Source organism: Lacisediminimonas sp., assembly GCF_030645335.1.
Taxonomy (GTDB): Bacteria; Pseudomonadota; Gammaproteobacteria; order Burkholderiales; family Burkholderiaceae_D; genus Lacisediminimonas.
On the sequence record NZ_JAUSNH010000208.1, the window covers coordinates 1 to 25407 of the forward strand.

Genomic DNA, 25407 nt, shown 5'->3' on the forward strand with positions numbered 1-25407 from the left:
AAAACCACCTGCGCTGGGATTCGCTGGGTGAATTCCTGGCGCTGGCAGCCAGCCTGGAAGAATTGGGTATCCAGACCGGCAATGCGCAAGCCAAGATCCTGGCAAAGACGCTGGACGCTGCAACCGGCAAGCTGCTGGACAACAACAAGAATCCGTCGCCCAAGACCGGCCAGCTCGACAACCGTGGCAGCCAGTTTTACCTGACCCTGTACTGGGCCCAGGAACTGGCCGCGCAAACGGAAGACACGGCCCTGCAAGGGAAATTCTCCAAACTGGCCAAGGCGCTGGCGGAGAATGAAGCGAAGATCGTGGCCGAGCTGCTTGCGGTGCAGGGCAAGCCGGTGGATATCGGCGGCTATTACCTGCCGGACCCCAAGAAGATGGCGGCAGTCATGCGGCCCAGCCCGACCTTCAATGCGATCCTGGAAGGCGCGGGCGCGTAACATCCGCACCAACGCTGGCAGCAAGTAAGAACGGGCCCGAAGTCGGGCCCGTTTTCATGTCCGGTGAATCAAGGCAGGCGTCCCTGCCGGCTCCCGGTTCAATCGATGAAGTCGCGCGACGGATGCGCGCGCGGATAGTCGCGCAGGTAGTTCAGGAAGCGCGCCAGTGACTTGTCGGCCTTGGTCAGGTGGCCGGGCTTGTAGTGGATCGTGTTGAGGATCGGGATATCCTCATTGACGGTGCGCTTGCTCAGCGTCTGCGCGATCTCCAGCTGCTTTTGCGCGTCCGGCCCCTTCATCACCGCATTGCAGCCAAAGATGGTGTGGGTGCCGCCGCGCGGCAGTCCGTAGCCGGTCACGGTGCCGCGCCACCAGCCGTCATAATGGCCAACGCGCCAGAAGAAGCTGCTGCCGCGGATGCCCAGGCGCATCTTCATCGGCACGCCCCCCTGATGGACGGCATCATAGGTGTAGTCAAAACCGTATTGCTGCCAGTCGACCAGGTCGTGCGGATCATCGGTGTTGAACTGGATCTTGTGCACCACTTTCAAATGCTGCATGTCCGGCGTGTTGGCGGAAAAAATCCAGCCATCGCACTGCAGCGGCACTTCGAATTTGTAATTGACGATCTCCAGCTGGTCTTCCGGCACCGGGAACTCCGGCAGTTCGAACAAGGGCGTCTCGCCATTGAAGGCCCAGACGATGCCGAATTTTTCGCGCACCGGAAATTTGAACAGGTAGGCGTTCGGCGGCGGCGGATCGCCAATGCCGGTCTTGACGCACACGCCGTCGAGGTTGAATTCCCATTGATGGAAAGCGCACTGGACATTGTTGCCGACCACCTTGCCTACCGAGAGGTCGGCGCCGACATGCGGACAGTAGGCGCTGACGACGGACACTTCACCGTTTTCGCCGCGGAACACCACCACTTTTCCGTCCAGGAATTCACGGCCGACTATCTCGCCCTTCGGTACGTCGACCGACAGCGCAAGCGGAAACCAGGACTGGGTATAAACGCCGTTCTCGCCCTCGGCCGGAATCGGACGAACAAGGCGCTTGCGGCTTGCCGGACTGCGCGCGGGTGCTGCAGGTGCTTGGGAATTGTCGCTCATGGTTATTCCTGAATCGGATGGATGATGGAATTTGCGGTGTACCGGATTGCACAGGGCTGGCAGCTCACCGGCGTTCGATCAGCTCGATCTTGTAGCCATCCGGATCCTCGATGAAGGCGATCAGGGTGGGACTGTGCCGCATCGGGCCGGGCAGGCGGGTGATGCCCACGCCTTGTGCTGCCAGCAGCTCGCAGGTGCGGTAAATGTCATTCACCGCCAGCGCGATGTGTCCGTATCCGGTGCCCGGCGTGTAGGGCTCGGCCTGGTCCCAGTTATGGGTCAGCTCCAGTACGGTCGTGTCGCTCTCTTCCGCATAGCCGACGAAGGCCAGCGTGAAGCGGCCGGTGGGATAGTCCTGCCGGCGGAGCAGCCGCATGCCCAGCGCACCGATGTAGAAATCCAGCGAGCGCTGAAGATTGAAGACCCGGTACATCGCGTGCAGGATGCGTGTGGGTCCCTCTGCATCTTCATTGCGTGGCGATGATTCCTGATGCTGTTCGATTTCGTAATCCATGCTGCGCTCCCCGCCGACTGGCTTATTTCACTGCGACGGCTTCGATCTCGACTTTCCAGTCCGGCTTGACCAGTCCGGATACGTAGACCAGGGTCGAGGCCGGCTTGTGGCCGTCCAGGACTTGCTTGCGGACTTCGACGAAGTCGGGATAGTTGGCAGGCTCGACCAGGAAAATCGTGGTCTTGACGATATTGCGCAAGTCCATGCCGGCATCGGCCAGGATGGCTTCGATATTGCTCCAGACCTGGCGGCACTGGGTGCTGAAATCGGCAGAGGCGACGCCCTTGGCATCGATGCCGATCTGGCCCGAAATGTATAGCGTCTGGCTCGCGTTGGTGGCCAGCATGCCGTTGGTGTAAGAGCCTGGTTCGCCGCCCATTACGGCCGGATTGATTTTGGTGATGGTCATGATTACTCTCCAATTTTTTAACTGCTTTGCTGCAACAAGGGAAGCTGCTTCCCGAAAACTGCTGGCCGATTCCAGTGTCGGCTCCGGACTATGGATTCTCGACAATCCGGGGCCGCAGCGCGAACGACTAATTCTTCAACCTAGCTGTCAAAAACTTTTGCCCTGGAGCCTTTGCTGCACCTTAGCCGCCTTCGGTCAGGACCGATGCATTGCCGGTGCTGCGCTGATCCCAGAACACCAGCTTGCGGTGCAGCCAGCGAATCAGCGAACTCACACTAATGCCCAATAGCGACAGCGTGATGACTGCGGCAAACATGGTTGCCACGTCAAAGTTCAGCGTGGATGACTGGATCAGGTAGCCCAGGCCCTGTTTGGACGACACGAACTCGCCCACCACCGCGCCGATCAGCGCCAGCACCACCGATATCTGCAAGCCGGCGAACAGGGGGCCGGCCGCCGATGGCAATTTCAGGTGCAGGAACACATGCAGGCGCGACGCATTGAGTGATCGATACAACTTGAGCAGATCGGGATTGGCGGACTGGAAGCCATAGAAGCAGTTGATGAAGACCGGGAAAAAGCAGATCAGCGCCACCAGCACGACCTTGGACGTGATGCCAAACCCGAACCAGACAATCAGCAAGGGCGCCAGCGCCACCTTGGGCATCGACTGCAAGGCAACCACATACGGCATCAGGATGCGCTCCAGCAAGCGCCATTCCGCAACTGCCGCGCCGGCGATGAAAGCCAGCGAGCAGCCGATCAGGTAACCGATCACCATTTCGGACAGCGTGGTGAACATGTGCACCCAATAATGGCCGTCCCTGATGTAGCCGCTCCACAGCGCCAGGCCGACATCCTTTGGTCTTGGCAGCAGATAGGTCGGCACTTGCAGGTGGACCACCGACACGTCCCATGCCAGCAACAGCACGAACAGCGACGCGCACATGGTCAGGACTGATCGCAGGTACGGATTCATGCTGCCCCCTCCCCTGCTGCGGCGCCGGGCCTGGCGACCTTGGCTGCGGCTGCCAGAGAACCGTCGCGAAAGAAGCGACGCAGCCGGTTGCAGATCTCAATGAATACCGGTGAGCCCATGGTATCGAGCGTGCGCGGCCGCGGCAGGTCGATGTCGATCACATCGACCACGGTTCCCGGACGTTCGGACAACACGACCACGCGGTCGGCCAGGTAGACCGCCTCGGGAATCGAATGGGTGATGAACAGCACGGATTTGCGGGTCGCCATCCACATGGCTTGCAGCTCATCGGTCATGTGCTCGCGCGTCATGGCGTCGAGCGCGGCGAACGGCTCATCCATCAGCAACATGCGCGGATCGTGCATCAGTCCGCGCGCAATGCCGACCCGTTGCTGCATGCCGCCCGACAGTTCGAACGGAAAATGCTTTTCGAATCCCTGCAGCTTGACCAGCTCGACCAGGCTCATTGCGCGTGCAATGTCGGCACTGTCGGGCTTGCGCTTGACGACGATCGGGGTCAGCACGTTTTCGAGCACGGTCTTCCACGGCAACAGCGTCGGCTGCTGGAAAATGATGCCGACGTCGGCGCTCGGGCCGTTGACCCGCCGGCCGGCGATTTCCACCTCGCCCGACGATGGCGCAAGCAGGCCGGCGGCAATCGACAACAGGGTCGATTTGCCGCATCCCGACGGCCCCAGCACGGCGACGAACTCGCCGTCGCCGACCGACAGCGACAGGTTTTGCAGCGCCTGCAGGTTGCCGCGCTTGGCGCCGTACACGACGGACAGCTTGCGCAACGTCAGCCGATCTGCTGCCGCCGGTGCTATCGCCGCAGCCGTGGACGACTCCGCTGTGCCGATCACTTCCATTCTTTGGCCTGGCGAATGACGGCCTGGATATCGAACTTGTTGTATTCAGGAACCAGTTCATTGGTGTACAGCGAGGACATCGGCACGTTCGGATTGGTGACTTCACCGCCATCCTTGAGCGAGGCGATCAGCAACTTCCAGTCGGTGTCTGAGTAAGCGCCGTACTGACGCGCATCCCCTGGACGGAAAAACACGATGTTGTCCAGCCGCGATTTCATGATGGCCATTTCCTTCTTCATGATTTCTTCTTCGGTGCCGGTCTTTGGTTTCAGGGCGGGATAGTGTTTCCAGAAGGCTTTAAGGCAGTTGGCCGGCGCCGCTTCACAGGCGACCGAACCCTTGGACACGGCGCGGCCGAAACGGGCGATCAGTTGCGGGTTTTCCTTGAGCAGCTTGTCGGTCACTTCAAAGCCGTGGCTGGACATGCCCTGGAATTCCTTGGGGACCGGCAGGCGGCGCAGTGGCGTGCCGCTGACTTCGAATGCGGTGTGCATGCTGTCCCACAGGTTCAGCACCTGTACCTGGTTGGTACGCAGCGCCTGGATGGCCTGGCCGCCGAATCCGACCGGTTGCAGCGCCACCGACTTGGCGTCCACACCGGAGGCATTCAGGATAGCGCGCGTGGTGTAGACATTGCCCGAGCCGAGCGAGACGACGCCGATGGTCTTGCCCTTGAGCTGGGACAGCGACGTGATCGGGCTGTCCTGGGGAACCACGAATTCCCATACCGAATTGCGCAGGTAGTTATAGACGAACTTCAGCGGGAAGTTCTGTTTGCCGGGCTGCCTGGCAATGACCAGCGGCTCCATGCTGGCGCCGGCGGCATGGATCTGTCCGGCCAGCAGTTGCGGGATGATGACGCCCGAGCCCGACAGCGGCACAAACTCAACGTCGACCCGTTCCTGGTCAAAATAGCCAAGTTCCTTGGCGAAGGCGAAGTTGGCTATCGCCGAACTGATCGCCGACGGTACGCCATAGACAAATTTATCCTTTGCCTGGGCCAGCGCCGCCGGTGCCGCCGACGCCGTGAGCGTGAGCACTGTCAGGCCCAGCAGTTGCCGCACTATCTTTTTCATGTGTTTCTCCCGGTAGAAAAGAAATCGAACCCTCATCGTGTCAAGTCACTTCGGCTTACGCCAGCGCGCGCTGCAGGGCGCGTCGGGTCAGGTTCACCAGCAGCTCTGCCTTCCAGGCGTTGTCGCGCAGCGGCAGCGCACCGAGCACGACCTGGCGCGATGCGGCTTCAATTGCGCTGTCGTCCAGGCGGCCGGTCATGAGCATGCGTTCCACGTGTGCGGCGCGCACCGGCAGCGGTGACACCGCGCCCAGCGCAACCCGCACGCTTGCCAGCCGCGAACCATCCCGATGCAGCATTACGGCAACCGATGCTTCGGCGAAATCGCCGCGCCATTGCGCGTATTTCTCAAAGACCTGGCCGCAGCCGCGGACCTTGCCGGGGAGTGGAATTTCCACCTGCACCATGATCTCGTTGCGGGCCATCGTGGTTTCGCCGGACCAGTTGTAAAACGATTCGATCGGAATCGATCGCTTGCCTTGCGGCCCCAGCACCAGCACCCGGGCATCGAGCGCAACCAGGATCGGCGCCGCGTCAGCCACACACGGCGCGGCGCAACGGCGGGCATCCATGATGGCGTGGTGGCGGCTGTCGCCGAGCACCGCATAACAGGGGCAACTGGCGCCGCCGTTCTTGTAGCATTGCGCGCCGCTGCGAAAGAACCAGCAGCGCTTTTCCTGGCAAAGGTCGCCGGCCAGCGTAGCGACGTTGCGTATTTGCGTCGTGGCGACCTGCACCAGTCCTTCGCGCAGCATCGGCAAGATGTCGGCCAGTGCGTCGTGCGCGACGATGTCGGCCAGCGTGGTGCCGGCGCCAATCGTGACGCAATGCGGCTCGATGCGGATGCCGCGCAATTCCTGCAGCCGGGCGATATCGATCATCACATCCGGCTGGTAAATCCCCTGGCGCGCGCCGGGTTGCAAGTCGGTGCCGCCGGCCAGCAGTTTGGCGCTGCGCCCCGGTTGCGCCAGGCGCCGCACAGCATCTTCCGGGCTGTCTGCCATTTCATAGGTGTAGCCGGCGACCGGCTCCCGCTTGCGGCCGACCGCGCGGCCAAGCGACTGCATCGCAGGAAACAGGCCGACCGGATACAGCTTGCGCACCGCCGCCACTTCCAGGTTCATTGGCTCGCGCCAGGGCTGCAGGGCCAATTTTTCTGCGCGCCTTTCGGCCAGCGCCGCCAGCACCTTGGCCGGCGTGATCGGCAAGGAGGTGAAGCGCACGCCAATGGCGTCGGCCACGGCATTGGCAATCGCGGCAATGGTGGGATTGATCGAGTGCTCGCCGCCGGCCTTGGCACCGAGCGGGCCGCTGGGGTCGAGTGTTTCGATGAAGCGGGTGATGATTTCGGGTGTTTCCATCGCCCGCGGCACTTTGTAGGTGATGAACGACGCATTCACCGGCGCGCCGTGGTCGAACACAAGCTCTTCGCGCAGCGCCATGCCAATGCCCTGCACGATGCCGCCATGCATCTGCCCTTCCAGCGCCAGCGGATTGATCACGCGGCCCATGTCCTGCACCACGACGACCTTGAGTACGCGCACATGGCCGGTGTCGGTATCGACCTCCACTTCCACCGCCTGCGCGCCAAAGCCGTAGGCCGGGGCGTAATGGCCGTAGCCGGTCTTGGGATCGGCGCGCGGCAGGTTGATTTCGTGCCGTCCTTCTATCCGGATCGGACCTTCGAGCGCGGCGACGCCGGCAAAGTCGAGCGGCGCCTGACCGGGCGCGCACACGAATCCGCCGCTGACTTCGATATCTTCGGCGGCCACGTTCCAGCGTGCCGCGAAACGGCGCTGCAAGTCGCGCCGCAATACCCGCCCCGCTTCAATCGCGGCGGCGCCGGAAACGAAGGTGACGCGCGATGCGGCGCTGCCCAGGTCGGGCGGCGTCTTGTCGGTATCCATGTGCAGCACACGCACCTGTTCCAGCGGTATCTGCAACTCTTCTGCGACGAATTGCGCCAGCACGGTGTTCTGGCCGGTGCCGGCGTCGGCGGTCTGGGTGCCGACCAGCAGCAGGCCGTCCTCTTGCAGGTCGATCGACACGTTGGCGAAATTGCCTTCCGGGTAGAGCACGCCGACGCTGGGATTGATCATGGCGGCAAAGCCGATCCCGCGCCCCGGGCACTTTTCGTGGCGGCGACGCTCCCAGTCCACCAGCCGGCCGGCTTCGGCCAGGCATTCGCGCATGGCGCAGGTGGACAGCTTCCAGCCCTGCGGCGTTTCATCGCCCGGCTGGTTGGCGATCTGGATGCGGTAGGCCAGCTTGTCCTTGCCAAGCAATTCCGCGATCTGGTCGATCTGCGTTTCCAGCGCCCAGATGATTTGCGGCGCACCCATGCCGCGATAGGAGCCCCCGGGCACCTTGTTGGTATAGACCAGCCGGCCGTCAAAGCCGGCGGCGGCAGTGCGATACAGGTTGCAAGTGCGCTGCCGCACCGCCGAAATGTAGGCCGGCCCCATGTGGGTATAGGCGCCATTGTCGACGGTGTAGTCAGTCCGGCGCGCCAGGATATTGCCGTCGGCGTCGACGGCGATTTGCGCGCGCATGCGCTTGCCGTGATCGGTCTTGCCCGACATGAATTCTTCGCGGCGCGTCAGCACCAGGCGCACCGGAGCCCGGCACTGGACCGCCAGCAGCGCCGCGATGGCGACCGTTTCCGGCGCTTGCGATTTGCCGCCGAAGCCGCCGCCAATGACGACCGAGCGCACATGCACCCGCTCGGGCGCGAGTCCCAGCACGTGCGCCAGTTCTTTCTTCACGAAGAATGGCGCCTGGGTCGGCGCCCAGATGCTCAGGTCGCCGCTGGCCTGGTCGAAGCTGGCGACCACTGCATTGGTTTCCATGCAGGCCGGTACCACCACGCCGTGTTCGAATACGCCATCCAGTACATGTGCGGCGCGCGCAAAACCGCCCGCCACGTCGCCGAAGTCGGCCTGCGTATGCTGTGCGACATTCTGCGGCAGACCGCTGCGCTGGTGGATCTCCGGTGCGCCCGATGCCAGCGCGGCGTCCACATCGAGTGCGGCGGGCAGCACCTGGTAATCGATCCTGACCAGGGCCAGCGCGGCATGGGCAATGGCCGGGCTGTCTGCGGCCACGGCCACCACTTCCTCACCGGTAAAACGAACCTTGTCGACTGCCAGCGGATAGCGGTCGGCATAGACCGGACCGAAATTGATATAGGGCTGCGGACAATCCTTGCCAGTCACCACCGCATGCACGCCGGGCAGCGCGCGCGCGGCCGATACATCGATCGCGCGCAGCAGAGCGTGCGGATGGGGGCTGCGCAAGATCGCACAGTGCAGCATGCCGGCAAGCGCGATATCGCCGGCATAAACGGCTTCGCCGGCCACCTTGGCTGGCGCGTCGAGCTGCGGTACCGGCTGGCCAATGAAGCGCAAGGCGGCAGGCGGCAGCGGCTGGTTCATGCTGCGGCCTGGTCGAGGACGCGGCGCACCGTTTCCAGTAACTTGACATAGCCGCTGCAGCGGCAGATGTTGCCCTGCAACGCGCGCCGGATGTCCTCGTCAGTGGGGCGTGTGGGCCGGGCGGCGAGCGCGACGATGCTCATCACCATGCCCGGGGTGCAGAACCCGCACTGGAAAGCGCCGTGCTCGACCAGCGCCTTCTGGATCGGATGCAGGGCGCCGTCCGCCAGCGCCACGCCTTCTATGGTCGATACAGCGCGCCCTTCGCAGCGACCCACCGGCACCAGGCAGGAGCAAACCGGCAGTCCATCGAGCAAAACGGTGCATGCGCCGCACTCGCCGGCGGCACACCCGATTTTGGTGCCGCGCAAGCCCAGCTCGTCGCGCAGGAAGTTTGCGAGCGAGGTCTCGCCCCGGGCGCTGGCCTGCCGTTGCTTGCCGTTTACCGTGAGCGCTATATCCATGCGGGCCTGCCAGTCTCCAGAAAAGCGTGTACCTGTCGTGCCGGGTGTTCCTGATGCGCCGGCGGCACATCAAGGAGGATTGCTTGTTTTATGGCTTGTAACTTGCTGCAAATTGCCGGATGCTGGTCGCTCGCCTGCGCGATGAGTTGCCGGTGCCCGGTCTTTGCACTGGTAATTGCCAGTCGATTATTGCGGCTTGTGACCGGTGCTACAAACAATTAATATTTGCCCTAGGCTCACAAAAAATTTTTGGACCCTGATGAAGCGCAGACCGCTGCCCCCGCTGAAGGCCTTGAGTGTTTTTGAAGTGGCGGCAAAATGCGGCAGCTTCGTGAAAGCGGCCGAGGCGCTTTTCGTGACGCCGGCCGCAGTCAGTCACCAGATCAAGACACTCGAAGAGTTTTGCGGCCACCTGTTGTTCGAGCGGCTGCCCAATGGCCTGGCGCTGACCAGGCACGGGATGGCCCTGCTGCCGGGCATTACCGCTGGCATGGACAATTTCGAAAGCGCGCTGGCGCTGGTGAACAAGCCGGTTGCCGGTGGCGGCGAGGTACTGGTCGTCAGCGCCCTGCCCTCGTTTGCGCAGGAATGGCTGATCCCCAGGCTGGTGGATTTCCGCACGCGCTATCCCGACATCGACGTCCTGATCCAGACCGAGTACCGGATGGCCGACCTGGCCAACGAAGAACTCGACGTTGCCATCCGCTTTGCGCGGGCCGGCTTCGATCCTTCCTTGCGCGCCGACTTGCTGGCCAGGGAAACCGTGACGCCGGTGTGCAGCCCGTCATTGATGAACACGATGGCCGGCACCACTGACCGCCGCGAATTGCGGCAATTCACGCTGCTCAATTCGTCGGTGCGCATGGTGCATGAACCGTGGATGTCCTGGGACTTGTGGCTGGAAGAAGCGAACCTGAAGTCCGGCGACTTCATCAATGGCCCGCGCTTCAGCGATCCGCTGCTGATTTTGCGCGCGGCGATGGCCGGCAAGGGCATGGTGCTGGGGCGCAGCATGCTGATCCATGACCACCTGGCACAGGGCCGGCTGGTGGCGCCGTTTCGCGATTGGATAAAACCGATCCTGTCGTCCTATTTCCTGGTAACGACACTGGAAAAGGAAAAGCTGGAGAAGGTGCGCGCGTTCCGCGAATGGATACTGGAGTGCGCGCAGGCTGGCGACCAGGTGCCCGCGCCGGCGTCCGAGCCGCTGGTGGTCGCGCTTGACTAGTCCGACGGGCAAGCAGGCCAACAGGCAGGCAAACCGGCCGGGCTGGTAGCCGGCCCCGTCGCTTTATCCGCCGTTGGCGCGCGACCGCCGCATCTCCCACACTCCTTCGGCCGCCAGCAAGCCCAATGCCAGCCAGATCGGCGCATAGGTCAGCCATTCCGCGGCGGACAGCGTTTCGCCCAATATCATTGCCACGATGACCAGCAAGACCGGCTCCAGGTAGCCCAATAAGCCAAACAGGGTCAGCGGCAGCACGCGCGCCGCCATGAAATACGTGGTCAGCGCCAGGGCGGTCAGCAAGCTCAGCGCCGGGACGCGCCACCACAGTGCGGGTACCTGCTCCAGCAGTCGCAGGTCGAGCTGACCCTTCCAGACCACCCACAGCGCGACCGGCATCAGCAGCAGCAGGTCGAACCACAGCCCGCCAAGATGGTTGAGCAGATACTTGCGGCGCAGGATGAAATACGGCGGATAGCCCAGGGCCACCAGCAGCGCCGGCCATGAAAAGCCGCCGCTGCGGATCAACTCATGCAGCACGCCGGCAGCAGCGGCCAGCACTGCCGCAAGTTGCCAGCCAGAGAGCTTTTCGCGATAGAGCAGGCACCCGGTCAGCACCAGCGTAATGGGCAGCATGAAATAGCCGAGCGACACCTCCAGCGCATGGCCGGCCAGCGGCGCCCACATGAACAGCCAGGTCTGCACGCCCAACAGCGCAGCCGTTACAGGCAGCACCCACAACAAGGCGCGCTCGCGCCGCAGGCGCTGGAAGATGATGGCCACCTGCCGCTGTTCGCCGAGCGCGATCATGAACACCGTCATGAACGGCAGCGCCAGCACCAGCCGCCAGCCAAACAGGTCCAGCCCGTCCAGCGGGGCCAACAGCGTGCTGAAGTAGTACAGCACGCCGAACAGGGTAGAGGCAACGATGGCCAGCAGGATGCCTTTGGACATGGCGATGTTGGGTATTCGAGGGATGGCAGGTTGGCGGATTGGGGCGTTGGCGCGCCGGGAAGCTTGATCCGGGACGCTTTCGGGCTTGGGAAAGACAGCGCCGGCCGCGAACGAGGCAGCCGGCGCAAGGCGCAGTCTGCCATCCCCATGCTGCAACCGCAAATCCGGATGCCGCCGGGTTTATTTTTTGAATCTCTGGCAATCTTGTACTTGATGCTTGATCCTTCTCGTTTTTTCACCTGATTGCCAGCCCGCCAATCGCTTGATCGCCACCCGTTCACCATGCCACGCCTAGCAGCCAATCTGTCGATGATGTACACCGAACTGCCCTTCCTGGACCGTTTCGAGGCGGCTGCCCGGGACGGTTTCAAGGGCGTCGAGTACCTGTTCCCCTATGCATTCCCGGCCAATGAGCTGGCAGCGCGCCTGAAGGGCAATGGCCTGCAGCAAGTGCTGTTCAATGCGCCGCCGGGCGGCACGGATGCCCACAGCATCGATGCGGCATGGGCTGCCAATTTGCGCGGCACCGCGAGCCTGCCCGGTCACGAGGCGCAATTTCGCGCCGGCGTGGCATTGGCGCTGGCCTATGCCGACGCGCTCGATTGCCCGCGCATCCACCTGATGGCGGGTTTGCTGCCGGCGGGCGCGCCAAGCACAGTGCGCAGCCAGCACCAGGACACCTATGTTGCCAACCTGGCCTGGGCCTCGGATGAAATCGGCCGCAGCGGACGCGACGCACTGATCGAGCCGATCAATACCCGCGACATGCCCGGTTTTTTCCTGAACCGGCAGGATCAGGCGCATGCCATCGTGCAGCAGGTCGGGCGCTCTAACCTGAAGGTACAGATGGACCTCTACCATTGCCAGGTCGTGGAGGGGGACGTGGCGATGAAGATCCGCCAGTACCTGCCGGGCGGCAGCCTTGGTCACTTCCAGATTGCCGGCGTGCCGCAAAGGCAGGAGCCCGATATTGGTGAGCTCAATAACGACTACCTGCTGGAAGTGATCGACGAAGTGTCCACCGCTTGCGGCTGGAGGGGTTGGGTCGGTTGCGAATACAGGCCGCGCTTGGGCGGGTCGCCGGGCGGCACGTCCGCAGGCCTTGGATGGTTTGCAAAATGGCGTTGAGCCGGTGATCCGGGCGTGCTGAACGAGTACGGCTGCCGGTGATCCAACCTACGGCCCTGCAAAAATCAAATTCCCATGCGGGGGTTCATGCAGGCAAGGAGAACACCATGGATGGCGCAACGAATACAACCGCGATCGACACCCTTAATCGCATCATGGAACTGGAACTCGCTGGCGTGGTGAAATACACGCATTACTCACTGATGGTGTACGGCTACAACCGCATCCCCATCGTTTCCTGGCTCAAGGGCAATGCCGACGAAAGCCTGGCGCACGCCCACAAGGCCGGCGAATTGGTGACCTTGCATGGCGGCCACCCATCGCTGAAGATCGGCCCTTTGCTGGAAACACAAAAGCACGATATCGGCGACATCCTGCGCGAAAGCCTGGAGCACGAAAAGACGACGCTCGCGGCCTATTACGATCTGCAGAAGTTTGCCGAGGGAAAGTCGGTACTGCTCGACGAGTACGCCCGCGAGATGATCGTCATCGAGGAGTTGCACCTGGATGAGGTCAACAAGATGCTGCGCAGGCCGGGCGAAACACAGGCGTTCAGCGAGTGAGCATGGCCCCGGGGCGATGATTTAAAGCGCAATCAGGGGAAACTGGAAAGCTATCGAAAAGCGATAACTTTCCAGATATTGCTATAAACTCGCCGGTGTCTTGGGCGCTACCCAATTGCACCCCCTGCTGCTTTCTGCAGTCTTGGGGCAGTCACCCATGACGTGCGGCACAAGCGTCCCCGATTGAAATTGAAGCGGTCGATTCCGCGTCGGTCACCGCAATGGCGGCGCGCAAGCGCAGCTGCATGCATCACCCAATCCGATTCATTATCCGGCCGCCTTGAGTTCATGGCGGCTTTCGTACTCGCGCCATTGGCAATGCCAACGGTTCACAACGAAATCAAGAACAAGATGAACCTGGCCCAATCACTCCTTTTGCTTTTAGCCCTCGCTCCCGTACTGGCGCATGCCGTCGATCCCGGCATCACCGAGTGCGCCGCTGTGCGCGACAACCCATCCCGGCTGGCTTGCTTTGACCGCCTCGCCGCGCAGCATCTGGCGAATGAACCGGCACAGCCGGCGGCAGCCAGCGTTACGGCGACCGACGTCACTGCGGCAAATGAGCCTGCGCCGGCGAAACACATTCCAACTGCCCTTTCCGAACACTGGGAGCTGATGTCCGGGGACAAGCGCGGAACCTTCGGGTTTCGTCCGCACGGTTCAAATTACCTGATGGCGACCTATACCAGGCCGCCAAACGATGCGCCGTATGAGTCGCTGCGGCATGTCTTTCCCGATGGACGGCTGTCGCATGCGGAGTTGTCTTACCAGCTGAGCTTCAAGATGAAGGTCCTTGAACAGCCAGCAGACCGCCCGGTCGACATCTGGTTCGCCTATACCCAGAAGAGCTTCTGGCAAGCGGCCAACGGCAAAGCGTCGAGTCCGTTCCGCGAGACCAACTACGAGCCGGAAATCATGGCCGTGATGCCGATCGATGCCAGCCTTCTCGGCTTCAAGGCGCGCTTCCTGAATATCGGCATGGCGCACCAATCCAACGGCCAGACCTCGACGCTGTCGCGGAGCTGGAACCGGATCTACGCGCAAGTCGGTGCGGAGCGCGGCAACTTTTCGCTGCTGGCGCGAGTGTGGCGACGCTTGGGAGAGGAGGCTGCCCAGGACGACAATCCGGACATCACCGACTTCCTGGGGCACGGCGACCTGCAGGGCAGCTATCGCCTGGGCGGTCATGAATTTTCAGCGCTGCTGCGCCATAACCACAGCACCGGCAAGGGCGCCAGGCAGCTTGCGTGGACATTCCCGGTGGCCCATAAGCTAAAAGGCTATGTGCAATTTTTTAACGGTTATGGGCAGAGCCTGATTGATTACAAGCACACGCTCAATAGTGTGGGGATGGGCGTGCTGATGTCGTATTGAGCGGGCGGCGCACTTATCGACAGTGCCCGTTCACTTTCGGAACGCCCCTCAAGGCGCTCATCGGATTCATCCAGCCGGCGCCATGCCGGCCTGACTTTGCAGGCATCTTCCATGCGGTACACGCCAGCGCTTAATCCGGTCGCCGCGAGCGGCTGGAGCGCACCCTGCCGCCCTCGCGACCAAAGTCGTCTGCCGAAATAACGCCCGCTTGTGTGCCCTGGCGCACCGATGCCGTCGACCGCAACGCCTATAACAGACCTTGCCAACCGGAATCAGGACCACCGCCTCGGTGGCCATTCAAGCATTTCAACCGAACTCGCGGCGCAGCAAGGGCTACAACAGCGGCGCCGCCTAAAGGAAAACCACCATGAAAACCCTTCAACGCAAATTCTCCCCCATCCAGGGCATCATTGCCGCACTGCTGGCTGGGACCGTTGTCACCATCGCCGGTTGCGGCGGTAGCGATGATCCCGTCGCAGTTGATATCAGCGTATTGACCGCTGCAGGTGCAGGTACCGGCACGGGCGCCGGCCGGGGACCAGCACCGGTGGTGCTGGGTGGAGCCGGAGACTATGTGATCCTGGCCGAGTCGGGTATTACCAATGTTCCGACATCGGCCATTACAGGCAAAATCGGCTTGAGCGCGGCAACTGGCGCGAGCATTACCGGCCTGGACGATTGCTCGGAAATTGTCGGCCAGGTGGTCCATACGGTGGACAACACCGGTCCGGTTTGCCGCACGGTGGTTCCCCTGATACTGACACCTGCCATCGGCGCCAAGAACACCGCCTACACCGATGCTGCGGGCCGGGCGCCGGACTACACGGAACTGGGCGCGGGCAATATTGGCGGGCGCAACCTCGGCCCGGCAACGTACAAGTGGAGCTCGGCGCTGCTGATCCCGACCAACGTCACCTTGACCGGCGGCCCTAACGACGTCTGGATTTTCCAGATTGCGCAAGGCATGACTGTCGCCTCCGGCGCCCAGATCATCCTGGCCGGCGGCGCGCTGCCGCAGAACGTGTACTGGCAGACATTCTCGGCGGAGTTCAATACCACTTCGCAGATCAAGGGAACCGTCCTTTCCCAAACCTCGATCGCGATGAAGAGCGGCGCGTCAATCACGGGCCGGCTGTTTGCCGGTACTGCAACCACCCTGATCCAGAACGTGGTCACGGCGCCGCTGTAACAGGCGCCAGGCAGGTCCGTTGAATTCACCAGCCGCGTTTATCGCGGCTGGTGTCCGTACAGCGGCATAAGCTTGTACATCGATCCGCCCGGCGCACCCTGCCGGGAACGGATCAACACCCGATTACTGTCGGAACTCAGTTCGGCTTGATACCGGACGCCTTGATCACCCGTGCCCATCGTTCGGCATCGCTTTTCAAATAGGCTGAAAATTCCTTGGGGCCCTTGTCGGCCGAAACGGCGCCCAACCCTTCCAGCCGTTTTTTCACTTCCGGCAGCGCCAGCGCCTTGAGCGTTTCCCGATGCAGCCGGTTTGCAATCTCCACCGGTGTTCCAGCCGGAGCCAGCAATCCCAGCCATATCGCTGTTTCTTCGAAGCCCTTGAAGCCGGCCTCGTCCATGGTCGGCACATTCGCAAATCGTGGCATCCGATCTTGCGTGGCAACAGCCAGGACTTTCAGGCGCTTTTCTTCAACCAATTCGGCAATCCCCACCATCGGAAAGAAGGTGTACGAAACGCGCCCTGCCATTACTTCGGTCAGTGCCGGCGCATTTCCCTTGAATGGAATGTGCGTCATTTCCACGCCCGCGTTCAACGCGAACAATGCGCCTGCAAGGTGTCCCGAGCCGCCGTTTCCGGCCGAGCCGTAGGTGATCGATCCCGGTTTGGATCGCGCACTCTGGATCAGGTCCTTGACCGACGTATAGGGTGCGTCATGGGCCGTGACGGCAATCAGTGGAAGCGTCGCAATCAGCGACACCGGCGTAAAACTCTCGGTCGGATTGTAGGTCGCGTTCTTCGGATTAAGGATGGGATTGACGACGTGAGACAAGGAAGTCAACAGCACCGTGTAACCATCCGGACTGGCACGCTCCACATCCTTGGTCGCAATCAGCGCGTTTGCGCCTGGCTTGTTCTCAACCACAACGGTCTGCCCCATTGACACCGTCATTTCCTTGGCCAGGATGCGCGCGACGATGTCGGCGGAGCCGCCGGGCGCGTACCCGACTACCAGCCGAATGGTTTTTTCGGGATAGGCCGCCAGACTCTGCGCAGCGGGTAGAACTGCGGCGCACAGCACCGCTGCCTGCAATACAAACCGTTTCATTGTGTCTCCATATTTTATAGTTGTGTACGGCCGGGCCGTGTTCGGCGTCCCCGCCCGCATGCTTCTGTCCAGGTCAGCATGACCGACCTCGGACCTCGATCCATGTTCAGAAAACGGCCGGGCCAGCAACGGTTGTCCGGTTCATCAAACGATGCTGATCGGGTCCGTAGTCGGCGACAGCCAGGTGCTGCGTTGAACAGTTGTCCCACATCAGTATGTCGCCAACTCGCCATTTGTGGCGATACATGAAGCGCTCCGACTCGCACAGCGCGCAGAGCTGACGAATCAGCGCATCACTTTCGTCTGGCTTCAAACCGATTATTTCGGTTGTGAAGCTCTCATTCACATAAACGCATTTGCGGCCTGTCACCGGGTGCGTGCGGATCACCGGGTGAATCACATCCGGCACCGCCTGCTTTTGCTCCTCGGACAGTTTTTTCCTGATGTGCGGCCGCTTCAGATACGAGTGCTTTGCCTGCAGCGTTCCAAGATAGGCCTTCATGTCCGGATCCAGCGAGTCGTATGCTGCTTCAGTACTGACAAAGCAAGTGTCTCCATAGGTCTGGTCGCGACCAGGCGCAGGAATTTCCTTCGCATAGAGGATCGAACAGCGGCTCGGCTTCTCGACATAGGACAGATCGGTATGCCACTGTTGCCCGGCATCGGCGATGCCGACCGGCTTGCCGTCTTTCATCATGTTCGAGATGACGAGTATCTCCGGCGCATCCGCAAGCAAGTACTGCTTCAGGACGTGGATCTCCAGTTCGCCGAACCGGCGACTGAAGCGAATATGCTGCTCTGGCGTGATTTGCTGGCCCCTGAAGACCAGGACGCCGCGATCATTGAAGGCCTCGTCGATTGCCTTGAACGAATCATCATCAAGCGAACGCGACAGGTCGACATCGACGACTTCTGACGCCAGGGGAACTGCCAGCTGTTTGAATAGCATGGTGAACTCCGACTCCTTTTCCGTTGGTATTCCAGTTTCCGACAATTTTCCGACTCGCTGCAGTCGAGCCCTGATGCGGGATATTAGAAGGAGTGCATATAATAGTAAATTCACCAATTCCAAACATGCGATAAGCTCTCCTTATGACACGAATGGCTGTTTCGGGACGACTGGCGCAGTTGCGCGTCCGCCATATGATGCTGCTCGACCTGATTGCCGAAGGCGGCTCGCTCAGCAAGGCGGCCGAGGCGCTCGCCGTTTCGCAGCCGGCAGTCACAGCGATGCTGCAGGAGCTTGAGGGGGTCCTCGGCGTGCAGCTTGTCGAGCGTGACCGCAAAGGTGCCCGGCTGACGACCATTGGCGCGGCGACACATGCGCGGCTGCGCCAGGTGCTCAACGCATTGAACGGACTTGAGTCCGGCCTGACGATGGCGCCGAAAGTCCACCATCTGCGTGTCGGCGTGCTGACCACGGCCATGCTGGAGCTGGTGCCGGACGCGGTGGCGAAGCTTCGGCGCCATGGACCACAAACAAGCTTCCAGTTCTTCGAGGATACGGTCGAGAACGTTGTCAACGGCGTGCTCGATGGCAGCCTGGACTGCGGCATCGGCCGCATTGGCACCGGCGTACTGCAGTCCGCCAATTCCAAGCGGCTGCAAATCACCCAGATCCAGAAGGCGGCGATGAAAGTCGTCGGCGCACCGACCCACCCCATCTGCGCGCTTGATCGCGTCAAGCTTGCAGCTTTACTGGATTATTCGTGGATCCTGTTGCCACGAGGATCGCAGTCGCGAGCAGCATTTGACGACGCGTTTGTCCAACAGGGTCTAGTGCCGCCATTGCCTGTTGTCGAGTCACTGTCCTTCTATTCAAATTTTCATCTGGCGAGCAAGACCGACCTCCTGACGATCGCTCCTTCGGCTGCCCTGGAGCATTTCGCCGCGGCCAATATCGTCAAGGCAATCAAGATCCGGTGGCCTATCGGGCTGTCGCCATTCATGTTCTTTTGCCTGAAAGAGATGTCGGATGGGGCGGCAATCAGCGCATTCCGTACCGCACTGCTGGCGCATGGCCGCTTACGCAAGGACTAGCGGGCGACGACAAGAGCCGGCGGTATCTGAAGCCGGGGACAGGTCGCGAGTAGTGACCCACTTTATCGATCTGCATGGGCATGAAGCGTTCGTATATTGCATCGATATCGGCATTGCCCGGCGCATGGTCGAAGCGCCTTAGCCATTGCGCCCTGATGGCGGGAAGTTCCAGCAGCGTCTGGATATGGTGTCGCTTGGACAGTTCACCAGGTCGACGAAGTCCGCGTGGCTGGTCTCGACGAAGCCCGTGCTCGGCCAGACCTTGTAAGCGCCGGCCACCGTGCCAGGCATGCTGGTGAACGCCCGGCGCAGGTCCTTGATGAATTGCTCGCCATAGGCGGCCTGCGTCACCATCGGCGTGTTCGGCACCTTGATGCAGCCGATGACGTTCAGTTCCGACTTGATAAGTTTGTCGTTGGGCTCGTCGTACTTTTCCATGTCAAGAAGCTTGCGTTCGGCCCAGCGCCAGAAGTAGAAATCGCCTACTGCCGCCGCATCGACTTTCTTGTTCTTGACAGCGAGGAAGGCCGCGTCATGCTTCCCTGCATAGATCTTGTTCTTGAAGTCCTTTCCCGGATTGACGCCATTCTTCAACAGCATCTAAGCCGGCGCCACGCCGCCGGACGTGGAGGTCGGGCTGACGAATGCGAAGGTCCTCCCCTTCAGGTCCTGCCAGGCCTTGATGTTGCTGTCTGTCCGCGAGATCACGCAGGACTTGTAGTAGGTCCGACCCGATGTGTCCTTGTTCAGCACGGCCGGCACGACATTCATTTTCAGGTCGAGCATCTTTCCGTACTGGCTGCCGCCGACGTACACCACGTCAAGGTGGCCTGCGCGCATTGCCTCGATCAAGGCATTGTAGCTTTCAGACACACGTACCGTGGTCGGCACGCCCATCGTCTTCTCGATGTGTTTGGCGATGCCATTGAACATCTCGACCATCTGGGTCGGATCTTCTGCCGGCAGCAGTCCGAAGCGAATCGTTTTTGGCGCCTGCGCATTTGCAACCTGCACGCTTCCTAACACCGCGACCGAGATTACGATCGAGCTTGTCAGTGAGCGTTTGAATTTCGAGATCATGTCCTGCTCCATCAGGCTGTTCAATCCGAGCAGGATTAAAACATTGGAGCGTGACAGGCCCGTTACTGTGGGGTGACGCAAGCATGGCTGCGGATTCGGGCAGTTGAACGAGAAGACCGCGAGCGCGATCGCGAGGGACTGGCAGGCGCAGATGCATCGCTATTGAATGCGCAAGCGAAGGATTCCCGCCCCGAAATTTGTCCACAATTCAGGACATATCCCACCGTGCCGGATTCAGGATTGCGCATTGGTGAACCCCACGTTCAAGCGCGTCGCCAGTGAAAGTCTCAATCCGTCTATACTGTAGCCACCAAAAAAGGTCCGATCCCACTTCCAGACGGAATGGGGTCTTAAAAAAATAGCGCTTCAGGAGACATTCATGCGTATCAAGCACAGTTTGACATTCGGATTGCAAATCACCTTTGCTGCATTGACGCTGGTGGTTGCCAGTTCCGCGTCCGGACAATCATGGCCTACCGCAAAGCCGATTACGTTCATCAATCCCTTTCCGCCCGGTGGCGCAGTGGATGGCTTCGGCCGACCGCTGGCACAGCAGCTCGGCACGCAGCTCGGCACTACAATCATTGTGGATAATCGCGGCGGCGCAGGCGGCACGATCGGCGCAGCACTGGCTTCCAAAATGGCGCCCGATGGATATACCTGGTTCTTGGGTGCAGTACATCACGCGATTGCACCCAGCATTTATCCCAAGCTCAGTTACAGTCTCGAAAAAGATTTCGAACCCGTCGCGCTGATCAGCGACGTCCCCCACGTGATCGTCGTCAATCCGCGCAAGGTGCCGGAAAAAGACCTTCAGTCCTTGCTGGAAAGACTGAAAAAGACGCCAGGGAAGGTGGACTATGCGTCGACCGGTTCAGGCACTTCCCAGCATCTGGCTGGTGAGTTGTTCAAGCTGAAGACAGGCGCGAAAATTACCCATGTACCGTATCGCGGTACCGGTCCGGCGCTGCAGGACCTGGTTGCCGGACACGTCGACATGATGTTCGATACCTTGGCCGGCTCGTCGGCGTTCATCAAGAGCGGTCAACTCAAGCCGCTGGCTGTCACCACCAAGGAGCGGGTCGCCGGATTTGAATCGGTACCGACCGCAACGGAAGCCGGCGTGCCGGATTACGTGGTCTCAAGCTGGTACGCGCTGTTTGCCATCAAAGGCACGCCAAAGCCCATGATTGATCGCATGATAGTTGAGGTCGAAAAAGCCTTGGCGCAGCAGGACATGAAAACAAAATGGACAACCATGGGCGCAACCAGCCGTAAGCTGACTGGCGCAGAGTTTGGCACCTTCGTCCATAGCGAGACCTTGCGTTGGGCCGATGTCGTCAAAAAAGCCAATATCCGTCTGGATTGATAGCGGACGGCCGCCCCGTCGCACACTTATCGGACTGACCACGGCCTGAGTCTCCGAAGGCTTGCCGGCGATCGTGACCGTCACCCTGGCGCGGGGCGTGCAGCGCATGGCCCGACCAGGCGCTGGCGCACACCGGCAGCCCAGATCAACCAGTGCTACCGAGTCAACCAGGAAAATATTGCCTAAGGCTTGGAATTAATTGGTGCGGCTGGCGGGGATCGAACCCACGACCCTTGGCTTCGGAGGCCAATACTCTATCCACTGAGCTACAGCCGCATAGGAGGAACTGCTGGTACTGCGAAGAGGGATGCAGGATACCGGGTTTCGCGTCCTTAGTCCACGGAAAGACCGTTTTGCGTGCCAAACGGCTGACCTTGCGTCTATAATCAAAGGTTTTCGATGTTGCGGGAATGAAAGGGTCCGGATGCCCGGGGTTCCTTGCGCGACACGGCACGATTTTCAAAAATAGTCTTGAGGAAACAATGAGCGACGCACACAACGAGCACCAATCCGCCATCAGAACCCCGAAGCAACTGATCGCCGCCATCGTGGCCGGTTTTCTCGTCCCGATCATCGCGATCATCCTGCTGGTGCAATACGTCGCCAGCGATTCCAAGGTTGGCGCAGGATCCGGCGGCCAGACTCCCGAGGCAATCGCCGAACGCTTAGCGCCGGTGGCTGACCAGGGCTTCACTCTGAAAGACGTCAACGCACCGCGCGTGCTGCAGACCGGCGAAGCCGTCTACAAGTCGGCTTGCATGGCTTGCCATGACACCGGCGCTGCCGGCGCACCAAAGCTTGGCGATGCTGGCGCATGGTCGGCCCGTATAGCCCAAGGCTACGATACCTTGCTCAAGAACGCGATCGCAGGGCTGCGCGGCATGCCGGCAAAGGGCGGCAACCCTGATCTGGATGATGTAGAAGTGGCACGCGCCGTGGTGTACATGACCAACAAGTCGGGCGCCAAGTTCAAGGAACCAGAAGCACCGGCGGCACCAGCCGCAACAACAGCTGCGGCCGCAGCCGCTGAAGCTGCACCGGCAGCCGCAGCGGTTGCCGCAGCACCGGCAGCGGCCGCTGCGCCCGCTGCGGCACCGGCAAAGCTGACCGCCGCGGATGGCAAGAAGCTGTACGAGGCTGCATGCGTGGCTTGCCATGGTGCAGGTATCGCAGGGGCGCCGAAGTTTGGCGACAAGGCGGCCTGGGGGCCACGTATCAAGCAGGGCAACGCCGTGCTGTACGAGCACTCGATCAAGGGCTTCCAGGGCAAGGCCGGCATGATGCCCGCCAAGGGCGGGTCCTCAGCGTCGGATGATGAAGTCAAGGCGGCTGTGGATTACATGACGGCGGCAGCGAAGTAAGTTCAAGGCTTCGCTCACACCAAGAAAAGCCGGCTTCGCGCCGGCTTTTTTGCGTCTGGCGCTCGCTTGTAGTGAGCGCTTCCACGCGACCGGCGGGCAAGCTGGCCAGGCTAGGTGAGCTTGTTGCGGCGACGCCAGGCGTGGGCATCCGGGTGGTCGTCAAGATGCGCGATCAGCCGTGTTTTCTGGGCCTGGCTCAGCGCTGAGTCCATGATCATTCCCGGCCATGTGCGCATGGCGCGGTCGACCGTGTCGCGCAATACGGCGGTCATGCCGATTTCCGGCAATTCCCAGATGTTAGCGAGTTGGCGGACTATGGAGGGGGTAAGTACCCGCTTACCAGTTTGTCCCGGCAGGAACCGCAGGCCATGTCCCTGTCCGTCAATATAGGCGCCGTAGGCCACGATATCGTAGGCGGGCGATAGCCGGGCCTTGCCATCGAGCCCGTATAACAGGGAGAAGTTCTTGGTGTGGGCGTCGTAGTTGCCGAGCAATTCGTTGACCTTCACGCGGCGCAGCAACTCCAGCACATCGGCCGCGCCATCCGGCGAAACTTCCAGCAGGACCAGTCCGATCGAGGCGTAGTCGCCCTGGTATTTGTCCTCGGGCGACAGGCCGAGAGCCTGGGCGAAGTCTTCCATGTGCAGGCGCCCGGTGGGGGTCGGTGCGTCACGGTCGAAGCGGCGAACCAGCAGGAAATTGCGGGCGTCGTCACGCAGCGTGAACGGCAGCTTGTCGGCGATGGCGCTCAACGGCTGTAACTGAGCCTGGCAAACCCTGACGCCGGCGGCGGCTGCCAGCAGCAAGGATGTGTGCTCGACTTCCGGCAGGCCCTGGTAGTCCGATGCGGGGAGCTTGGCAATGAAGTGGGCGCCGCCGCTAGCTGTGGAAGAGCGCATTACATAGCGCCCGCCCGCTGCCTGGACCAGGTCCACCTTTGGCTGTACGCCGGAAAGGGAGACGGCCTGCGGCGTCGGGAGTTGATCGGAGCTGTACTCGAAGCTGTCGTGCCCTTGGGTCAGCAAGCGCCGCATGCGGGCGTCGTCCAGCTTTTCGGGCAGGGCCCAGACATCGCCGGGCAGGTCCTCGCCGCAATAGGACAACAGGCTCATTTCGTCGTCGACATCGATGCCGGCGTCGGCGATCAACTGCTTGCGCAGTACGCCTTCCGGCAGCAAGTTGCGGAAAAACACCGGCAAGCGCCGTTTCCCGCCACCAAACCGGACGTGATCGGGCGGCTTGATCAGCTGCGCTCGTACCTGTTCTTCGGTACCGCCAGACAGCAGCACCGACAAGTTCGCGCGCTGCGGGTCGAGCGCGTATTCGTCATCGAACTGGAAGTAGACGCGACCGTCGTCCAGGTCGAACAAGGTGCCGACATCGGCCAGGCCAAGCCTGATGCGCAATGCCCGCAGCTGGCTCATTGGCCACCCTTGCCGCGCGCCAGCCTTTCTGAAATGCGCAATTGCAAGCCGGTCAACTGCTCGCCATAGGCGGCCTCGGCCGAGGCGGCGGTTTCCCTGGGGGTCAGCACAATGTCCAGCCCGAGCTGCTCGCATAGTGCGAGCAGGGTATTGAGCTCGACATTGCCGGTGCCTTGTTCCAGTGCGGACAAGGTGTTGCGGTGGACGCGACTTTTTTCGGCCAGCGCCGATGCGCTCAATTGCTGCCGCTGCCGCGCAGTCCTTATTTTGCTGCCGATGTCGAGCAAGGTCGTCATGCTGGTTTAAATAGGCAAAATATTGATTTGCCTATTATAGACAGCATGCATCGCAATGCAAGAAATTGCTTAATCAAATAGGCAAAAATCTTGTTTGCCTATTTGAATGGGCACTGCGGTCAGCATGCAATGCAAGTGCGGCCGGGCCAGCCTGCCGCGCTTGCCGGCATGATGGCTATCGGGATGGGGCGGGCTGCGGTGCTTGCGCGGTTGCCTGCTGCTCGGCTACGTAAATCTCCACGCGGCGATTGCGCGCACGATTGGATTCCGTGTCGTTGGCCGCCAGCGGCTCATGCGATCCGCGACCGTCAATGGCGAAGCGATTGGATGCCACACCACGGCTGACCAGATAGTCACGGGTACGCGCGGCACGATTTACCGACAAGGGGTCGTTGATCGCATCGCTGCCGGTGTTGTCGGTATGGCCGACTATATTGATGCGGGTACCGGTATTTTCGGCCAGCGTGCTGGCAAATTTATCGAGCACAGGCCTGAAATTGGGCTTGATGTCGGAGCGGCCGCTATCGAACGAGATATCGCTGGGGATTTCTACCTTGATGCGGTTGTCCTGTGTCTGGGTGACCTGTACGCCCGTGCCTTGCGTGGCCTGCTGCATTTGCCGCTTCTGCTGCTCCATACGGCTGGACCAGATGTTGCCGGCAACCGCGCCCGCTGCCCCGCCAAGCACGGCGCCAGTAGCAGCCCGGCCACCACCGCCGCCACCCGTCGCTGCACCCAGTACCGCGCCAACGCCAGCGCCGATGCCGGCACCCATGGCAGTGCCGCGTTGGGTTTGGTCCATATTGGCGCAGCCAACCGCCAAGGTAGAGGCGATCAGGACAGCCGTCACTGTTTTGCGCATGGGAATCTCCGCTTGATGATGGTTTCGTTATTTGTTTTGAATGATTGTTGTCAGACTTGCCCGGGAAACGGAAGTTCTGGCTCCTGCCGCGCAGCACCGTGTGGCGTTTGCCCGGAGTATTACGCCGACACCGGA

Annotated in this window: 23 protein-coding genes, 1 tRNA gene and 1 pseudogene; 9 read left to right on the forward strand and 16 right to left on the reverse strand. The window is 61.3% G+C overall.

The features are described from left to right. Positions 1 to 443: NADP-dependent isocitrate dehydrogenase (locus Q7T64_RS14435; protein ID WP_304797126.1), on the forward strand; the 443-nt coding region annotated here is incomplete at its 5' end. Between the two features lie 98 nt (positions 444 to 541). Here Q7T64_RS14435 and Q7T64_RS14440 read toward each other — a convergent pair. From Q7T64_RS14440 to Q7T64_RS14475, 8 genes are all read right to left on the reverse strand, one after another. Further along, entirely contained in the window at positions 542 to 1555 is a 1014-nt protein-coding gene (locus Q7T64_RS14440; RefSeq protein WP_304797128.1) for a Rieske 2Fe-2S domain-containing protein, read from the reverse strand. A 64-nt stretch (positions 1556 to 1619) separates the two neighbouring features. Next, on the reverse strand, positions 1620 to 2000 hold the full coding sequence (gene gloA, locus Q7T64_RS14445; protein ID WP_304797186.1) for a lactoylglutathione lyase: 381 nt from the start codon (positions 1998 to 2000) through the stop codon (positions 1620 to 1622). A gap of 91 nt (positions 2001 to 2091) precedes the next feature. Then, the gene (locus Q7T64_RS14450; RefSeq protein ID WP_304797130.1) at positions 2092 to 2478 is read right to left on the reverse strand and encodes a RidA family protein; all 387 of its coding nucleotides are present in this window, start codon (positions 2476 to 2478) and stop codon (positions 2092 to 2094) included. 181 nt (positions 2479 to 2659) lie between these two features. Further along, positions 2660 to 3457 (reverse strand): ABC transporter permease, encoded by a 798-nt coding sequence (locus Q7T64_RS14455; RefSeq protein WP_304797132.1) that lies wholly within the window; start codon positions 3455 to 3457, stop codon positions 2660 to 2662. Next, a complete protein-coding gene (locus Q7T64_RS14460) occupies positions 3454 to 4326 on the reverse strand; it encodes an ABC transporter ATP-binding protein (RefSeq protein WP_304797134.1) in 873 nt (290 codons plus the stop codon). The genes Q7T64_RS14455 and Q7T64_RS14460 overlap by 4 nt, the downstream gene beginning before the upstream one ends. Beyond that, on the reverse strand, positions 4317 to 5402 hold the full coding sequence (locus Q7T64_RS14465; RefSeq protein ID WP_304797136.1) for an ABC transporter substrate-binding protein: 1086 nt from the start codon (positions 5400 to 5402) through the stop codon (positions 4317 to 4319). The genes Q7T64_RS14460 and Q7T64_RS14465 overlap by 10 nt, the downstream gene beginning before the upstream one ends. A gap of 55 nt (positions 5403 to 5457) precedes the next feature. Beyond that, positions 5458 to 8835, reverse strand: coding sequence for a molybdopterin cofactor-binding domain-containing protein (locus Q7T64_RS14470; RefSeq protein ID WP_304797139.1), 3378 nt, complete (start codon positions 8833 to 8835; stop codon positions 5458 to 5460). Then, the gene (locus Q7T64_RS14475) at positions 8832 to 9299 is read right to left on the reverse strand and encodes a (2Fe-2S)-binding protein (RefSeq protein ID WP_304797141.1); all 468 of its coding nucleotides are present in this window, start codon (positions 9297 to 9299) and stop codon (positions 8832 to 8834) included. The genes Q7T64_RS14470 and Q7T64_RS14475 overlap by 4 nt, the downstream gene beginning before the upstream one ends. A gap of 259 nt (positions 9300 to 9558) precedes the next feature. Between Q7T64_RS14475 and Q7T64_RS14480 the strand changes: the two genes are divergently transcribed. Then, on the forward strand, positions 9559 to 10527 hold the full coding sequence (locus Q7T64_RS14480; protein WP_304797143.1) for a LysR substrate-binding domain-containing protein: 969 nt from the start codon (positions 9559 to 9561) through the stop codon (positions 10525 to 10527). A gap of 63 nt (positions 10528 to 10590) precedes the next feature. On the opposite strand, the gene rarD is transcribed toward Q7T64_RS14480, so the two are convergent. Continuing rightward, positions 10591 to 11478, reverse strand: a complete 888-nt coding sequence (rarD, locus tag Q7T64_RS14485) for an EamA family transporter RarD (protein ID WP_304797145.1) — start codon at positions 11476 to 11478, stop codon at positions 10591 to 10593. 282 nt (positions 11479 to 11760) lie between these two features. Here rarD and otnI point away from each other — a divergent pair, with 282 nt between their 5' ends. The 4 genes from otnI (at position 11761) to Q7T64_RS14505 (ending at position 15732) form a co-directional block, all read left to right on the forward strand. Then, positions 11761 to 12606, forward strand: a complete 846-nt coding sequence (gene otnI, locus Q7T64_RS14490) for a 2-oxo-tetronate isomerase (RefSeq protein ID WP_304797147.1) — start codon at positions 11761 to 11763, stop codon at positions 12604 to 12606. A gap of 107 nt (positions 12607 to 12713) precedes the next feature. Then, positions 12714 to 13169, forward strand: a complete 456-nt coding sequence (locus Q7T64_RS14495; RefSeq protein WP_304797149.1) for a bacterioferritin — start codon at positions 12714 to 12716, stop codon at positions 13167 to 13169. 318 nt (positions 13170 to 13487) lie between these two features. Next, positions 13488 to 14543 carry a phospholipase A gene (locus tag Q7T64_RS14500; RefSeq protein WP_304797151.1) on the forward strand — a complete coding sequence of 352 codons (1056 nt, stop codon included), beginning with the start codon at positions 13488 to 13490 and terminating at the stop codon, positions 14541 to 14543. Positions 14544 to 14910: 367 nt separating this feature from the next. Next, positions 14911 to 15732, forward strand: coding sequence for an ice-binding family protein (locus tag Q7T64_RS14505; protein ID WP_304797153.1), 822 nt, complete (start codon positions 14911 to 14913; stop codon positions 15730 to 15732). Between the two features lie 136 nt (positions 15733 to 15868). Here Q7T64_RS14505 and Q7T64_RS14510 read toward each other — a convergent pair whose 3' ends face one another. After that, entirely contained in the window at positions 15869 to 16840 is a 972-nt protein-coding gene (locus Q7T64_RS14510) for a tripartite tricarboxylate transporter substrate binding protein (RefSeq protein WP_304797155.1), read from the reverse strand. 106 nt (positions 16841 to 16946) lie between these two features. Beyond that, positions 16947 to 17834 (reverse strand): TauD/TfdA family dioxygenase, encoded by an 888-nt coding sequence (locus tag Q7T64_RS14515; RefSeq protein WP_304797157.1) that lies wholly within the window; start codon positions 17832 to 17834, stop codon positions 16947 to 16949. A gap of 98 nt (positions 17835 to 17932) precedes the next feature. Between Q7T64_RS14515 and Q7T64_RS14520 the strand changes: the two genes are divergently transcribed. Next, positions 17933 to 18880 (forward strand): LysR substrate-binding domain-containing protein, encoded by a 948-nt coding sequence (locus Q7T64_RS14520; RefSeq protein ID WP_304797159.1) that lies wholly within the window; start codon positions 17933 to 17935, stop codon positions 18878 to 18880. Positions 18881 to 19018: 138 nt separating this feature from the next. Here Q7T64_RS14520 and Q7T64_RS14525 read toward each other — a convergent pair. Continuing rightward, positions 19019 to 19972, reverse strand: a pseudogene (locus Q7T64_RS14525) (phosphate/phosphite/phosphonate ABC transporter substrate-binding protein). A gap of 367 nt (positions 19973 to 20339) precedes the next feature. Between Q7T64_RS14525 and Q7T64_RS14530 the strand changes: the two are divergent. After that, entirely contained in the window at positions 20340 to 21329 is a 990-nt protein-coding gene (locus Q7T64_RS14530; RefSeq protein WP_304797161.1) for a tripartite tricarboxylate transporter substrate binding protein, read from the forward strand. 200 nt (positions 21330 to 21529) lie between these two features. On the opposite strand, the gene Q7T64_RS14535 is transcribed toward Q7T64_RS14530, so the two are convergent. Further along, positions 21530 to 21605, reverse strand: a tRNA-Arg gene (locus Q7T64_RS14535). A 206-nt stretch (positions 21606 to 21811) separates the two neighbouring features. Between Q7T64_RS14535 and Q7T64_RS14540 the strand changes: the two genes are divergently transcribed. Beyond that, on the forward strand, positions 21812 to 22690 hold the full coding sequence (locus tag Q7T64_RS14540) for a cytochrome c5 family protein (RefSeq protein WP_304797163.1): 879 nt from the start codon (positions 21812 to 21814) through the stop codon (positions 22688 to 22690). Between the two features lie 110 nt (positions 22691 to 22800). On the opposite strand, the gene Q7T64_RS14545 is transcribed toward Q7T64_RS14540, so the two are convergent. From Q7T64_RS14545 to Q7T64_RS14555, 3 genes are all read right to left on the reverse strand, one after another. Then, positions 22801 to 24114 (reverse strand): type II toxin-antitoxin system HipA family toxin, encoded by a 1314-nt coding sequence (locus Q7T64_RS14545; protein ID WP_304797165.1) that lies wholly within the window; start codon positions 24112 to 24114, stop codon positions 22801 to 22803. After that, the gene (locus Q7T64_RS14550; protein WP_304797167.1) at positions 24111 to 24410 is read right to left on the reverse strand and encodes a helix-turn-helix domain-containing protein; all 300 of its coding nucleotides are present in this window, start codon (positions 24408 to 24410) and stop codon (positions 24111 to 24113) included. The genes Q7T64_RS14545 and Q7T64_RS14550 overlap by 4 nt, the downstream gene beginning before the upstream one ends. A gap of 175 nt (positions 24411 to 24585) precedes the next feature. Continuing rightward, positions 24586 to 25272, reverse strand: a complete 687-nt coding sequence (locus tag Q7T64_RS14555) for an OmpA family protein (RefSeq protein WP_304797169.1) — start codon at positions 25270 to 25272, stop codon at positions 24586 to 24588. Positions 25273 to 25407: the final 135 nt, after the last annotated feature.

Bases quoted from the DNA above. Each gene is read 5' to 3' on its own strand.
- Q7T64_RS14550 (WP_304797167.1), bottom strand. From the start codon at position 24,410: ATGACGACCTTGCTCGACATCGGCAGCAAAATAAGGACTGCGCGGCAG.
- otnI (WP_304797147.1), top strand. From the start codon at position 11,761: ATGCCACGCCTAGCAGCCAATCTGTCGATGATGTACACCGAACTGCCC.
- Q7T64_RS14495 (WP_304797149.1), top strand. From the start codon at position 12,714: ATGGATGGCGCAACGAATACAACCGCGATCGACACCCTTAATCGCATC.
- Q7T64_RS14510 (WP_304797155.1), bottom strand. From the start codon at position 16,840: ATGAAACGGTTTGTATTGCAGGCAGCGGTGCTGTGCGCCGCAGTTCTA.
- Q7T64_RS14540 (WP_304797163.1), top strand. From the start codon at position 21,812: ATGAGCGACGCACACAACGAGCACCAATCCGCCATCAGAACCCCGAAG.
- Q7T64_RS14480 (WP_304797143.1), top strand. From the start codon at position 9,559: ATGAAGCGCAGACCGCTGCCCCCGCTGAAGGCCTTGAGTGTTTTTGAA.
- Q7T64_RS14520 (WP_304797159.1), top strand. From the start codon at position 17,933: ATGACACGAATGGCTGTTTCGGGACGACTGGCGCAGTTGCGCGTCCGC.
- Q7T64_RS14450 (WP_304797130.1), bottom strand. From the start codon at position 2,478: ATGACCATCACCAAAATCAATCCGGCCGTAATGGGCGGCGAACCAGGC.
- Q7T64_RS14555 (WP_304797169.1), bottom strand. From the start codon at position 25,272: ATGCGCAAAACAGTGACGGCTGTCCTGATCGCCTCTACCTTGGCGGTT.
- Q7T64_RS14530 (WP_304797161.1), top strand. From the start codon at position 20,340: ATGCGTATCAAGCACAGTTTGACATTCGGATTGCAAATCACCTTTGCT.
- Q7T64_RS14460 (WP_304797134.1), bottom strand. From the start codon at position 4,326: ATGGAAGTGATCGGCACAGCGGAGTCGTCCACGGCTGCGGCGATAGCA.
- Q7T64_RS14475 (WP_304797141.1), bottom strand. From the start codon at position 9,299: ATGGATATAGCGCTCACGGTAAACGGCAAGCAACGGCAGGCCAGCGCC.
- Q7T64_RS14505 (WP_304797153.1), top strand. From the start codon at position 14,911: ATGAAAACCCTTCAACGCAAATTCTCCCCCATCCAGGGCATCATTGCC.
- Q7T64_RS14440 (WP_304797128.1), bottom strand. From the start codon at position 1,555: ATGAGCGACAATTCCCAAGCACCTGCAGCACCCGCGCGCAGTCCGGCA.
- Q7T64_RS14455 (WP_304797132.1), bottom strand. From the start codon at position 3,457: ATGAATCCGTACCTGCGATCAGTCCTGACCATGTGCGCGTCGCTGTTC.
- rarD (WP_304797145.1), bottom strand. From the start codon at position 11,478: ATGTCCAAAGGCATCCTGCTGGCCATCGTTGCCTCTACCCTGTTCGGC.
- Q7T64_RS14465 (WP_304797136.1), bottom strand. From the start codon at position 5,402: ATGAAAAAGATAGTGCGGCAACTGCTGGGCCTGACAGTGCTCACGCTC.
- Q7T64_RS14545 (WP_304797165.1), bottom strand. From the start codon at position 24,114: ATGAGCCAGCTGCGGGCATTGCGCATCAGGCTTGGCCTGGCCGATGTC.
- Q7T64_RS14500 (WP_304797151.1), top strand. From the start codon at position 13,488: ATGCCAACGGTTCACAACGAAATCAAGAACAAGATGAACCTGGCCCAA.
- Q7T64_RS14470 (WP_304797139.1), bottom strand. From the start codon at position 8,835: ATGAACCAGCCGCTGCCGCCTGCCGCCTTGCGCTTCATTGGCCAGCCG.